This window comes from Rhodococcus sp. 105337, from assembly GCF_012844225.1.
GTDB lineage: Bacteria > Actinomycetota > Actinomycetes > Mycobacteriales > Mycobacteriaceae > Rhodococcus.
The window spans coordinates 457377-470669 of record NZ_JABAGQ010000001.1 but is presented as its reverse complement, the minus strand read 5'-3'; the positions used below and the strand labels follow the sequence as shown (position 1 = coordinate 470669).

The window sequence follows — 13293 nt, the reverse complement described above, 5'->3', positions numbered from 1 at the left end:
TGTCGTTCAACGCAGAGGCCGCGCCGGGATCCGAGAGACCTACTTCGTACTGCGGTCTCGTTCAGGAACTGGCGCTCGACATATTGTACGATCGACCGAAATCTCCATGTGGTGACGCTTCCACGGTTGTTCGATTTTGTTCCGCTTGCCTTCCCGACATGGTGGCGAAAAGTTGTATCAATTTATCTGCTACATGTTGTGCGTGCGATGATCAGGAGATATGACATTGTGAACCCTGGACTCCTTGCCTACTGGTGGTTCTTCCCCGAGATTGTGTCACTCGAAACCTGGCGTTTTCGGATTTTCGACGTAATCGACAGGCACTGGGATCCGAGTGCAAACCGCCGCCATGATCGGCGTAGTCGGCAGCACCTGAAATATGTATTGCGGACCGCTGATGCGGCCGACGCCACGTTCGTGGTTTCGCCAGCGTTACGTGACGAGTTCGAAATGTTCGGTGTGTTTACTTACTGTGCTGAAAACGGCGTGGACCTCGAGCGGATCGCTTCGATAGACCCGGGTGGGCACCGAACCCGAGTAGCTGTCTATGCTGGAGGGATAAATGAAAGAATCGATTTCGATCTGTTGAACAACACTGTCAAGTCCAACCCGGATTGGTTGTTCATCGTAGCGGGCGGCGGACCTCGGCTATGCGAGATCGGTGATGCACCGAACCTGCATAAGCTTGGGAACGTCGATTACGAAGATGTCCTGCGCATTCTCAAGGCCTCCGCTGTCGGGATGATACCGTTCAGGGAGTCGGAGTATGTGAAATCTTCGTCGCTGATGAAGCTGGTCGATTACTTGGCTTGTGGTGTGAAGGTGGTTGTCACGCCCGCGGTACATCTTGGACGGATGGCCAATGCTGCGGGTGAACAGATCCTCGTTGTTGAGCGTTCGGCATGGTCTGACGCATTCCAAGGGCTCGGGTCAGTTGTGAGTAACGAAGACCTTGATCTGTCTTCCTTCAGCGTACAAGCGCGTTCATCGAGGATGCTTGGGATAGTTGCGGAGGTGTCGGCATGATTTCCGCCGTCAGGGTTCGTGGTCGAGATCGTTGGTTGAACGCTGGCGTCGTGATTCGTTATCGATCGGTGACTGGAACGTGTGGACAATCAAGAGGTCCTTCAGAATTAGGTGGTAGTCAACCCGAATTAACCTGGCAGTCTTTTTGATTGTCGTGGCCGGGTTGGTGGGTGCTGTGTTACTCCCAGAAGTCGGGAATCTCCGGAACCGGACACGCGGCGCCCCTACAACGTCGAGAACAAGGCATCGAGGAGTGATGTCTCATATGCCTTACACACGATGTCCCATGTGTACTCCGCTGCCTGGCGGTCTCGCGCACTTCTGCGCAACTCGGCCTGCCGGTCGGTGTCACCGAGCAGCGAGCGAATCGAGGCGGTGATCGCGCTCGGTGTGGGCGAAACGAATTGTCCGGATTCACCCAGCACCTCACGGTTGAATACAGTGTCCCGTGCGACGATCGGAGCGCCACAAGCCATCGCCTGCACCAACGCCGGGTTGGTTCCGCCGACGCTGTGTCCGTGAAAGTATGCTCCTGCGTTCTGCCACAGCGAGAACAACCTCTGGTCGTCGCTTATATGTCCCGTCCAGTGGATTCGGGAAGAGTTTTTCGACAGCCGCTCTGCTCGTAGATCGAGTTCCCCTCCGTAACCCGATGACCCGACGATCACCACTTCCCAATCCGTGGAGATGTCCTCCGCAGCTTCGAAGAACGCGTCGACCGTGTTTTCTTCCACAAACCGCGCCACCATCAACGCGTATCCTCCCGGGGTGAGACCGTCGACCGATTGCAATGGTCCCGGGTCGGAGCCTCCATAGGGGATGAAGTCCCCGCTGCGGTGGAAGTCCTCCCACCAGCGCCTTTCGATCTCGTGTGAGTCGACGACGATCCGGTCGCCGAACTTCGCGGTGAGGTGGGCACCCAGCTTGAACGCGGTTCTTGCCTTCTTACCCCACTTCGCACGGTCCCATTCGATGCCGTCGACGTTCACTACGGTGGGGATGCGGCGCGCCTTGAGAATCGGAAGCCAATATCCGTTTGCCACGTTCATGACCAGTGCGACGTCGGGACGGGTAACCGCTGCGTGGATGCTGGAAGTGAGTCCGTACGAGAGCGTGCTGAGCGACTTCGAATCGATGCCCCTGGTGTTTACGGCCCTGACAGCCGGATCACGCCCGGAGTCATGGTCGTTGGTCGCACCTTCACGGCCGTAAACCGTCACCTCCCAGCCCTTCGCGGAAAGGAAAGGCGCGAGGTTCCTGACCAGAGTCTCGAACCCGCCGTAATAGCTGGGGTACCCGCGGGTACCGATGATGACGACTGACTTCTTCATGATGCTCTCCCATCTCCGCAGGTTCGCGAGAGGTGCAATCGACCTCAATTGCAAGGTGGCGCATGGACCTTGACGTCTGGCCGATCGACCAACGGCTGTAGCGGTACACGCGGTTCGCCGGGAGCGACCGGCTCAGCGAGTTCATAGACAACTTCGACCGTTTCCCCGGAGCGCACCGGCACCTGCACGCTGAACTTCGGGTGCCCGCGTTCCTTGCCTCCGAATCCGAAGGCCGGGGTGCCGTCGACGGTCACCTTTTTCAGCGTGGCACCCTGCGTAGCAAGTAATCCCACATCCGAAAGGTTGGTGCCCACGGGTGCGCCGACCGGATTGTCGAACATTCCCGCGACGTAATCGGTGTAGTCACCTGCGGGGAGGGTGTTGGTGAGGCGCACCGTGACGGACGAATCGCGGGTCTCGCCTTCGCACGGTCCGGCGGTATACAGGATCTCTCGCTCCAGGTAGTAGTCGAGTTTGTTGCCCCCGAGGTTGTTGATCACCACGCCGGCGTAGGGGGCGGGATCGTCGGGAACCACCTGTCCGAGGGGAAATGTCGCCAGCACTTCCTGTTCTTCCGGTACTGAACTCCAGACGGCGAGACGTCCCTCTACTGCGGCGCGACCGAGTGCTTCGAGAAGTGCCTGGGGACGCGAAATGCTGCCGGCCAGTTTCTGCACAACTGTCTGCGCGACAGTCTCCAGATAGTTCTTACGCGCAGCCTGATCGTCACCGAACCGCGTGTACGCGGTCGACTCCGTCAACTCCACGACATTGTCTGCTGTGATCGTCTCCCCGTCCGGCAAGGTCACGTCGCCCACCGCATCGAGGACGTAACTCAGCGCGACGGGGTCGGTGGCGATTGCGCCGTCGACCTTTTCGCCGGTTTCCTGCTGCCACATCGACTGCCAGATCTGTCCGGCGTAAGGGAAATGACTGCTGATGTTGCTGTTACGGAAGTCTTGCGTGGGGCGGCTGCCACCGTATGCTTGTTGGAATTCAGGTCCGAGATCGATGGGTGCGTAGTCGAATCGGAACTCGCGGTTGCTCGTGACGTCAGCGAGGCTGACGGCACCGTCGACCGCTCTTGCTACTCCGAAGCCACCCAGCAGACCACCCGTGCCTCGGGCCTCGGCATTGGTCTGGAAGCCGACGAAGTAACTCCGTGGCCCATCCGCGCCGAGCATTGCCGGCGCGATGTTTGCGGCGGTAGCCGTATTGTTCAGCAGCCCAGACAATTCGGACACTTGGTCCTGGAGTTGCACGCGCGCGTCCTCGATCGGCCCGACGTAGGTGCTGTCGACCGCCTGGGCCTGCGCGTCGAGATCGGTGATCGTGGCCGCGGTGGTTTCGAGGACGGGTGCGGCGTCACGCAGTGCCGTGAGGTTGATCCGGGCGCCGTCGAGAATCAACTGATCGGGTGCCACCGCACTGCCCGCGTCCACCGCCGGCAGCAGAACGTCCTGCGTCAGGCCGCTCACGATCGCGGTCATCTGACGGGTGGAGTCGAGCGGATCTCCTATGAGCGGAACAGCGGAAGAAAGTCGCCAGGGAACTGAATCGACGGAATTCTGGGCGTTTTGCGCATATCGATCGGCGTCGTCGGCTGCTCGTGATGCCTTCTGGGTATCTCCAGACAGCAGTGCGTCTTTGGCCTGCATCGCGAAGTCCTGGGCCGTCTCGAGGTCCGATCTCGCCTGCAGCCCCTCGTATCCCAGCCAGCCGGCGAAGCCGACGGCGACGAGAAGCGCCGCGCCGCCACCGATCCGGACTCGCCGACGCTTTTTGTGTCGAGCACCGATTTCCTCGTCGGACGGGCGGTGGCGAACTCTGCGCCGACCCGGATCGGCCGATTCCGGCTCACGGGTAGCATCGTTCACATTCGAACCCCTTCACTGGTTCCGATACTGACGATAACCGGACTTTCTATCGGCCGTTCATTCACGTGGTACCGATCGTTATCCGTAAGTACACTTCGGATATCGATCGAGACATGAGAGTCGGGTGATCCGGGCAGTTCGAGCGGGGATGATCATGGTGTAACTCGCTCGGCGACATCGGATCTGTCATATCGGGCAGGTGACGGAGTGCGGTGCAACGTTTCCGCTGTCCTCGAGCCGGCGGGGTCTCTGGTATGCGCAAGGAATTGAATTCGTACATTCTGTTCATTTCGGCGCACGACGCGGAATTGCGCGGTGTACTCGTTCGCCCGCGGGCCACAGGGCACCGCAGGATGTCGAAGCAGTTCTCGAGCGGCTCGACCCCCACCGGTCCTCTGTGTGCGCCCCGTGAGCGGCCTGTCGTGGATGCACGCCGGGCTCGCACCCTATCTCGGCGCGCGCCCCCTGTACGAGGTGCAGGCGACCGGACCAGGTCGCGACCTGGCGCAACAGGGACCTCCGGATGTGTTCCGCGATGTTGCCGCTCACTGTCTCGAGGGGGTCCGCCGTGCGGAGCCGGAGTGCCCGTACCGCCTGTGCTAGCGCTATGACGGCGACATCGAATTATTCGGTGCTGCAGCCGATCTCGGAAACCTCTACGTCGCCGATAAGGCGCCCGCGCGCTGTCACCGCAACGAGGGAGACCGCCTGATGGAAGTTCACGACTACGTGCGAATTCTTCAGGCGCGCTGGAAGATCATCGCGGTGGTGACCATCGTGGCGGTGCTCGCCGCACTCACCGTGTCACTGCTCACGACGCCGCAGTACGAAGCGAAGACACGACTGTTCGTGTCGACGACGTCGGGCGCGTCGGTCCAGGAGATCTACCAGGGCAACCTGTTCTCGCAGCAGCGCGTGGCGTCCTACACAGAATTGCTGGCCGGTACCACCCTCGCCCAGCGGGCACTCGACGAACTCGGCATCACGGATATGACGCCGGGCGAACTCGCCGCCCGCGTCACGGCGTCGTCCACACCGGACACCGTCCTCATCGACACCGCGTTGACCGACGAATCGCCCGAGCGGGCTCGCGATCTCGCGAACGCGCTGTCGGACGAATTCGTGGTCATGGCGCGTGAACTCGAAACACCCGAATCGGGTGGCGAACCCACCGCGAGGGTCGTCGTCGAGCAGTACGCCGCCACCCCGTCGACGCCGGTCGTCCCGAAGACCAGCCGCAATGTCGCGCTCGGTCTCGCGGTGGGACTGTTGCTCGGCATCGCGCTCGCTGTGCTGCGCGACCGGCTCGACAACACCGTCAAGGACCGCAACACCATCGAGGAGATCGCCGGTACGGGCGTCGTGGGCGTCATTCCGATGGAGAAAGCGCGGCACGAAGAGCCGGCCATCACGTTCGCCGACTCGAACAGCGGTGACGCCGAGGCATACCGGGAACTGCGCACCAACCTGCAGTTCCTCGAGGTGGACAACCCTCCCCGCGTACTGGTCTTCACCAGTTCGGTCCCGACCGAAGGCAAGACGACAACGGCCATCAACACCGCCCTCGTACTGGCGGAAGCGGGCAAGCCGGTCGTGCTCGTCGAGGCCGACCTCCGCCGGCCTCGGGTGTCGAAGTATCTCGGTGTCTTGGGCGATGCCGGGCTGTCGACGGTTCTGGCGCACCAGGCGTCGCTCGACGCCGTGCTGCAGTCGACACGCTTCGACTCGCTGTGGGTGCTTGCCGCCGGTGCGTTGCCGCCGAACCCGTCGGAGTTGCTCGGATCGGCACAGACCGAGGAGGTCGTCACCGATCTCCGGTCCCGATTCGACTACGTCGTCATCGACGCGCCGCCGTTGCTGCCCGTCACCGACGCGGCGATTCTCACACGCATCGCCGACGGTGCTCTGCTCATCGCGCGGTACGGGAAGACCACCCGCGACCAGTTCGGCCGTGCGATCGGCAATCTGAAAGCGGTCGACGCGACACTCCTCGGAACGATTCTCACCATGGTTCCGACGAAGGGACGCGGCGCGTCGTACGAGTACCGGTACTACTACGACGCCGAGAGGACGCACGCCGCAGGGGCGGCACCCAAGCAGGCTGTCGAAAATCCGGCGGTCCCCGGCCCGGCCATCGATCCGCCGGCCCCGCCTCGACACGCACTGGGCAACGGCAGAAAGCTGACCGGGCCGGTCGCGCCTGCGGGCCGCCACTCCGAGGAAAACCATCAACCGCTGGAGTCGTGGCCTGCGGTCCACACGCCACCGCGCCCCGCCACCGGTTCAGCTCCGGATTCGGGCGAGCAGGGGTAGCAGAAGGTCGGCGATCTCCGATCCGACCGCGACGAATGTCTCCTCGTCGCGACCGATCGGGTCGACGATGTCTTCCGGCCCGGACGCAGGAAACTGTGCCCGGGCCTCTGCCAGTTCTGCGACGGACGCGGCGCCCGAAGCCTGCTGCACGCGCGCGGCTTCCGGCAGCGTGAACGTCACGCGCATCATCCGCGGTGCGAGCGTGATCACGTCGCCCCGATGCTGTTCGCTCATCGTGAGGACGAGGTCGGCGTCCTCTGCGATTTCCGGAGTCAGCCGTCTCGCGACGAATCCTTCCGGGTCACCCCCGAGTTGCTGCAACACGAGCGCGGCGGTGGGCTCCATGCCGTGTCCCACCACGGCCCTGGTGCCCGCACTGTGGGCGTCGAGGTCGTCCCGCCCCGACTCGGCGGCAAATGCTGTGGTCAACCGTTCGGCGGTGGGCGAGCGACAGATGTTTCCGGTGCACACGAAGAGAATCCGCATCCGCCGATCGTAGGGGACGCCGCCGCGAGGGGCTGTCCCACGAACCGGCCCTGGCGTCGTATCCGGCATTGGGTAGCATCGGAGCGATTCGAAAGGCGCCGGGGAGAGACAACGCCGCTGGCGCGACCAACTGTCGAAGGCGGCTCATGAGTTCGGTTCTCGGTGTAACCGTGGGGGAAAGCGCCGTCCGGATCGTGCGTCCGGTGGATCGGACCGCACCCTCTGCGGGTTTTCAATTCCAGGTCGTGGAGACCGGAAAGGACGACCCGGCGCGACTCGCGGCGAGCACGCTCGGCGTGCTGTTCCAGGCAGGCGTGGCCGGCGATCCGATCGAGACGGTCGGGCTCGTCTACCGCGATCAGGCACAGGCCGAACGCCTGCGTGCCGCACTGTCCGCCGAGAAGCTCGACCGCTTCACGCTCGTGTCCGAGCCCGAAGCGGCCTTGACCTATCTGCAGGCGACCGGCGAGCTGGGCAGCAACACGGCGGTCTTCTACGACCTCGGCGACGCGGGCCTGACGGTCACCGTGGTCGACCTGCGCGCCGGCCAGGTCCTCGCCGAACGGACCGACTCGATCGGTGGCCGCGTCTTCGACAAAGCCATCCGCGAACATGCGCTCGATACCAACGGCGTGTGGCGTCCCGACGACCCGAGCACCGACAACGAATTGTCGGCGCAGTGCCGGCAGGCGAAAGAGAAGCTCTCCGAGAGCGATACCGTGGCGGTTCCCGGAGCGGCCGGTGTGGTGTTCCTGTCGCGCGACACCTTCGACCCGCTGATCTCGCAGTGCGTCGAGTCGTCCGCGCAGTTCGTGCACAACGTCATCGCCCGCTCGAACCGCAATCCCGAGGCCGTGGTGCTGCTCGGGGGCGGCGCGCACGTGCCGCTGGTCCAGGAAGTGCTGCGCTCGTGGCTGAAGCTGCCGCTGGTCGTGCCTCACGAACCCGAACTCGTCCTGGCCAAGGGCGGTGCGATCGTCGCTGCGCGGCCGCCGTCGTCGCAACCGATCAGTCCGCTCACCCGAATCGTGCCTCCGCGTCCCGCGCCGGTCAGCGAAGACACCGACCGCATTCCGGTGGTCAAGGCGGCGGTGTCCTCGCCGCCGCCGGAGAAGCCTGCGGAGAAGACCGACGACGACGCGAAGCCGTGGTGGTCCGCGCTGTCGTGGAGGGGACCTTCGGTCAGCGGCAAGCAGATCTCCGGTGCCGGACTGGCCGGGTCGGCGCTGGCTGTCGTCGCGGTGATCGGTATCGCCTTGAGCGCGGGGAACTCCGTGTTCGGAGCGCCCGCGGACGGCCGCGGGACGAGTCCTACGCAGTCGTTCGATCAGCCCACGACGTCGTCGACGCGGCCACGGCCCGCGCCCGCTGTGTCACCGTCGACGGTCACTCCCACGACCACCACCGAGTCGCCCACGACCACCTACGAGCCGCGACCGGTACCGCCGCCTCCGTCGCCGGAACCGACTCCGGAACCGCAGGTCCCGGGCCTGAACATTCCGGTACCGACGTTGCCGCCGCTCCCGACGATCGAACTGCCCCGGCTACCGGAACTCCGCGTACCCGGTCTGTGACCTACCGGCCCGGCTGCCCGCCCCCGTTGGGGCGGGAGTGCCGGCCCGGCGCGACCGGCGGGCTTCCGGCCCGGGACAGCACGGCGGCGATCGCTGTGGTGAGGGGAACCGACAGCGCCAGCGCGATACCGCCCACGCATGCGCGCACGATCTCGACGGCCACCGCGTCGCCGGTGACCACGTCGGAGATCGACCGGCCCGCGACGGAGAAGAGCAGCAGCAGCGGCAGCGCACCACCCGCGTAGGCGAGCACGAGCGTGTAGACGGTGCTGGCGATGTGGTCGCGGCCGACCCGCATCGCGGACGCGAAGATCTCCCGGCGCGACGCGCGTGGATCCAGGGATGCCAGTTCGAACGCCGACGAGGCCTGCGTGATCGTGACGTCGTTGAGCACACCGAGCGAGCCGATGATGAAGCCTGCCAGCAGCAGGCCGCTGATCGACACGGTGCCGATGTACATCTGGACGTCGGTGTTCTGTTCTTCGGACAGACCCGTCAGATGGGTCATCCGGATCGCGACGTACGAGAGCAATGCGGCGAGGGCCATCGACGCGAGGGTGCCGAGCAACGCCGAACTGGTCCGGAGATTGACCCCGTGGGCGAGATACAGCACGGCGTAGAGGATCAGTGCCCCGCCGACCAGTGCGACTGGTACGGCCGGTTTTCCGTCGAGGAGGGCCGGGAGCATGAACATCACGAGCACCGCGAAGGCGACGCCGAGGCCGATGAGCGCCCGCAGGCCGCGCCAGCGGGCGACGGCGACGATGACGATCGCGAACGCCGCGATGATCAGGGTCAGTGGCAGGCCGCGCGCGAAGTCGTAGAACGAGTACTGGGTGGCACCTGTGGGGTCGGTCTGGCGGACGATCCGGATGTCGTCGCCGGTGCTAAATTCGGGCTGCCCGGGACCAGGGACCACCTCGAGCAAGGTGAAGGCGCCGGCGTTGGGACCGGACTCGATCGCGATGATGCTGCGCTCGCACTCGTAGGCCCCGCCCACGGGCGGGGGCAGCGGGTCGCCGGGGAACACGCGCCCGGACGACGGGCTACCGCACGCGCCGGGACCTTGCTCCACCACTGTTCCGGCTTCGGTGACCACTGCGTCACCGCCGGTGGTCTGGAACGGGGCCGGAACGTCGATGGATTGACTGCTCGGCCAGAGCAGCACCGTTCCGAGGAGGACGACGGCGCCGATGGCCACCAGCAATCCGATGACGATCTTCGCGGCGAGCGGGCCCAGTGGTGCAGGTCCGTCGAAGTGGCCGTGTCCGTGTCCGTGACTCACGGCCACAGGCTAACCACCCGCCGCGCGACACGCGCAGGCGGTGGCCGACCACGAGGAGTGAACCGAAGACAGTGGGCTGGGGGTGGCGGGGAGCAGGGGGGTGTCCCCGCCACCGTCACCTGACCTCGCACAGGGGGGATGGCGTCGGTCAGGGAGCCCGGCACTGAGTGCCGAAATCCAAGCTACTTGCTTTTGGGGGTCCGCGGGGCCCGCGATTCTGTGGCGCTCCTCACGAATCGGACGGACCGTCCAGGTCCGAACAGACTCCGAGGGCACCGAACAGGGACTTTCGCCTCTAGCGCCCCTGCGTCACCGTTCCGCAACGATCGCTTTCGCGGGCGTGCCGCTACTGCTTGTAGCTCGAGAGGAAGTTGCCGATCCGCTCGATCGCAACGGAGAGGTCCCGGGCCCACGGCAGCGTGACGATGCGGAAGTGGTCCGGGGCGGGCCAGTTGAAGCCCGTGCCCTGTGTGACCAGGATGCGCTCCTGCAACAACAGATCCTGGACCAGTTGCTCGTCGTCGTGGATGTCGTACACCTCGGGGTCGAGCCGGGGGAACGCGTACAGCGCGCCGCGCGGCTTGACGCAGCTCACGCCCGGAATCGCGTTCAGGCGCTCCCACGCGACGTCCCGCTGCTCGAGCAGGCGCCCGCCGGGCAGCACCAGGTCGTCGATGCTCTGGTAGCCACCCAGGGCCACCTGGATGGCGTGCTGGGCCGGAACGTTCGGGCACAGGCGAGTGGATGCGAGCAGATCGATGCCCTCGAGGAATCCGGCGGCGTGGTCCTTCGGGCCGGTGATGACCATCCAGCCCGACCGGTAGCCGGCGACGCGGTACGCCTTCGACAGCCCGTTGTACGTGATGCACAGCAGGTCGGGGGCGAGCGTCGCCAGGGAGACGTGCTTGGCGTCGTCGTAGAGGATCTTGTCGTAGATCTCGTCGGCGAGAAGCAGCAGCTGGTGCTTGCGTGCCAGTCGCACGATCTGCTCGAGCACCTCGCGGGAGTACACCGCGCCGGTGGGGTTGTTCGGGTTGATCACCACGATCGCCTTGGTGCGCTCGGTGATCTTCGACTCGATGTCCTCGATGTCGGGATTCCAGCCGTTGGTCTCGTCGCACAGGTAGTGGACGGGTGTGCCGCCGCCGAGCGATGTCATCGCAGTCCACAGCGGGTAGTCCGGTGCGGGGATGAGCACTTCGTCGCCGTCGTCGAGCAGCGCCTGCATCGTCATGGTGATGAGTTCGGACACGCCGTTGCCGAGGTAGACGTCGTTGATGTCGAACTTGGGGAAGCCCGGGACCAGCTCGTAGCGGGTGACGATCGCGCGCCGGGCCGGCGCGATGCCCTTGGACTCCGAGTACCCCTGGGCATACGGAAGCGACCCGATCATGTCCTGCACGATCGTGTCCGGCGCCTCGAACCCGAAGGGTGCGGGGTTGCCGATGTTGAGCTTGAGGATGCGATTGCCCTCCGCTTCGAGCCGTGCCGCATGCGCGTGCACCGGTCCGCGGATCTCGTACAGCACGTTCTGGAGCTTGGACGACTGCTCCAGACGGCGGCTCATGCGGTGGTGAAGCTGGCCCTGTTCCTCGTTAGTCACGCCTCTATGGTGCCACCGTCCCGCAAACCGATTTCATCCGCATTTTCCCGACACGCGGAATTAAGGCGGGATCCACCGCGACGAATGTCCGGATAAGTGCGATGATTGGGATTCCAGCAAGGCCGTACGTCGGGGTGACGTACGGGAAGATTAGGAGCAAGTGGTATGGCGCAGGGCACTGTCAAGTGGTTCAACGCAGAAAAGGGCTTCGGATTCATCGAGCAGGACGGTGGGGGCGCGGACGTTTTCGTTCATTACTCCGAGATCCAGGGCTCGGGATTCAAGTCGCTCGACGAGGGAGCACGCGTCGAGTTCGAGATCGGCCAGGGTCAGAAGGGCCCGCAGGCCCAGGGTGTGCGCGCTATCTGAAGCGCATCTCTGCTGACCGAGCGGCGGCGTCGCATCTCAGGGTGCGGCGCCGTCGCCGTGTCTGCTCCCGGTGCCGATCCGGGTCTCACCGCACATCTGGCCCCATGGATACTGTGTAGCCGATCCGGCGTGCGAGTCGCGTTGTGGTCGGTGGGGATTCGATAAGCCGTCGGAGACGGAACCGGTGTGAGGTGGGAATGAGCGTGGGGGGCGACACCGAGCGCGCAAGCTCGGGTGCGCGATGGCGGGATCCGAAGCGCTACCTCTGGTTGTACGGACTGGCGATCCCGTTGAGCCCGTTTCTCGCCTACGTTCTGGTGCAGCACTTCCACCTCGGGGTGTTCTGGGCGACCGGCGCCATCATCATCGCGGTGATCTGCCCGCTGATCGATGCGCTTGCCAAGGTCGACACCGGCAACCCGCCCGACGAGGTGATGAAACCCCTCGAGAACGACCGGTACTACCGGTACTGCACGTACCTCTACCTGCCGCTGCAGTACGCCGGGTTCGTCTTCGGCTGCTGGCTCTGGGTGTCGCAGCCCATGGGCGGCGCCGAAAAGTTCGCCCTGGCCGCGACCCTGGGCATCGTCGGCGGAGTCGGCATCAACGCAGCGCACGAGCTCGGGCACAAGCGCACGTCGATCGAAAGAAACCTTGCGAAAGTGGCGCTCGCCCAATCTTTCTACGGCCACTTCTACGTCGAGCACAATCACGGGCACCACATCAGGGTTGCCACACCGGAGGATCCTGCGACCGCACGCTTCGGTGAAGGGTACTGGCGATTCCTGCCGCGTTCGGTGTTCGGCAGTCTCGGTTCGGCGGTGCGGTACGAGAACGCGCGGCTGAAGCGACGTGGCCTCTCGTGGTGGAATGTGCGGCATAACAACGTGCTCAGTGCCTGGCTCATGAGCACAGTGCTGTACGCGGCGCTCATCGCGGTGTTCGGCTGGTCGATCGCACCGTGGCTGGTAGTGCAGGCAGCCCTTGCCATCATGTTTCTCGAAGGCGCGAACTACATCGAGCACTACGGGTTGCTGCGGCGGAGCCGTCCCGGCGGCGGGTACGAACGGGTCGCTCCGGAGCACAGCTGGAACAGCAATCATGTCTGCTCGAACGTCTTCCTCTACAACCTCCAGCGGCACAGCGACCATCACGCGAACCCGCTGCGCCGCTACCAGACGCTGCGCTCCATGCCCGACGCGCCTCAGCTTCCCGCCGGATACGCGGTCCTGATCGTGTTGTCCCTGGTCCCGCCGCTCTGGCGACGGATCATGGATCAGCGGTTGCTGGAGCATTACGGCCGGGATTTGTCACGCATCAACATCCACCCCCCGAAGCGAGATTTGCTCCTTGCCAGATTCTCGGACTGACGCGAAGCTATATTACGGAACGATCTTGTCCGAATAACGATCCGGAATCTTTTTCACCA

10 protein-coding genes are annotated in these 13293 nt (G+C 64.4%); 5 read left to right on the top strand and 5 right to left on the bottom strand.

Features of this window, described 5'->3' with window-relative positions; genetic code table 11:
* Window positions 1-111 precede the first annotated feature (111 nt).
* On the top strand, window positions 112-1026 hold the full coding sequence (locus HF886_RS21340; protein WP_169651420.1) for a glycosyltransferase: 915 nt from the start codon (window positions 112-114) through the stop codon (window positions 1024-1026).
* A gap of 224 nt (window positions 1027-1250) precedes the next feature.
* Here the strand turns inward: HF886_RS21340 and HF886_RS02190 are convergent, their stop codons facing one another.
* Together HF886_RS02190 and HF886_RS02185 are read right to left on the bottom strand one after the other, a co-directional pair.
* The gene (locus tag HF886_RS02190; RefSeq protein ID WP_169651419.1) at window positions 1251-2357 is read right to left on the bottom strand and encodes a glycosyltransferase; all 1107 of its coding nucleotides are present in this window, start codon (window positions 2355-2357) and stop codon (window positions 1251-1253) included.
* Window positions 2358-2401: 44 nt separating this feature from the next.
* Window positions 2402-4234, bottom strand: coding sequence for a DUF4012 domain-containing protein (locus HF886_RS02185; RefSeq protein WP_169651418.1), 1833 nt, complete (start codon window positions 4232-4234; stop codon window positions 2402-2404).
* Between the two features lie 711 nt (window positions 4235-4945).
* Between HF886_RS02185 and HF886_RS02180 the strand changes: the two genes are divergently transcribed.
* Window positions 4946-6547 (top strand): polysaccharide biosynthesis tyrosine autokinase, encoded by a 1602-nt coding sequence (locus HF886_RS02180; protein WP_169651417.1) that lies wholly within the window; start codon window positions 4946-4948, stop codon window positions 6545-6547.
* Here the strand turns inward: HF886_RS02180 and HF886_RS02175 are convergent.
* On the bottom strand, window positions 6518-7033 hold the full coding sequence (locus tag HF886_RS02175; RefSeq protein WP_169651416.1) for a protein tyrosine phosphatase: 516 nt from the start codon (window positions 7031-7033) through the stop codon (window positions 6518-6520). The genes HF886_RS02180 and HF886_RS02175 overlap by 30 nt on opposite strands.
* A 146-nt stretch (window positions 7034-7179) precedes the next feature.
* Between HF886_RS02175 and HF886_RS02170 the strand changes: the two genes are divergently transcribed.
* Window positions 7180-8607 carry an Hsp70 family protein gene (locus HF886_RS02170; protein ID WP_169651415.1) on the top strand — a complete coding sequence of 476 codons (1428 nt, stop codon included), beginning with the start codon at window positions 7180-7182 and terminating at the stop codon, window positions 8605-8607.
* Window position 8608: 1 nt separating this feature from the next.
* On the opposite strand, the gene HF886_RS02165 is transcribed toward HF886_RS02170, so the two are convergent.
* Both HF886_RS02165 and HF886_RS02160 read right to left on the bottom strand, forming a co-directional pair.
* Window positions 8609-9892: a YibE/F family protein gene (locus tag HF886_RS02165; RefSeq protein WP_169651414.1), complete on the bottom strand. Its 1284-nt coding sequence runs from the start codon at window positions 9890-9892 to the stop codon at window positions 8609-8611.
* A gap of 346 nt (window positions 9893-10238) precedes the next feature.
* Window positions 10239-11459 (bottom strand): pyridoxal phosphate-dependent aminotransferase, encoded by a 1221-nt coding sequence (locus HF886_RS02160; RefSeq protein WP_169651590.1) that lies wholly within the window; start codon window positions 11457-11459, stop codon window positions 10239-10241.
* Between the two features lie 201 nt (window positions 11460-11660).
* Between HF886_RS02160 and HF886_RS02155 the strand changes: the two genes are divergently transcribed.
* On the top strand, window positions 11661-11864 hold the full coding sequence (locus tag HF886_RS02155) for a cold-shock protein (protein WP_169618985.1): 204 nt from the start codon (window positions 11661-11663) through the stop codon (window positions 11862-11864).
* Window positions 11865-12061: 197 nt separating this feature from the next.
* Window positions 12062-13234: an alkane 1-monooxygenase gene (locus HF886_RS02150; protein ID WP_169618987.1), complete on the top strand. Its 1173-nt coding sequence runs from the start codon at window positions 12062-12064 to the stop codon at window positions 13232-13234.
* The last annotated feature ends 59 nt before the right edge of the window (window positions 13235-13293 follow it).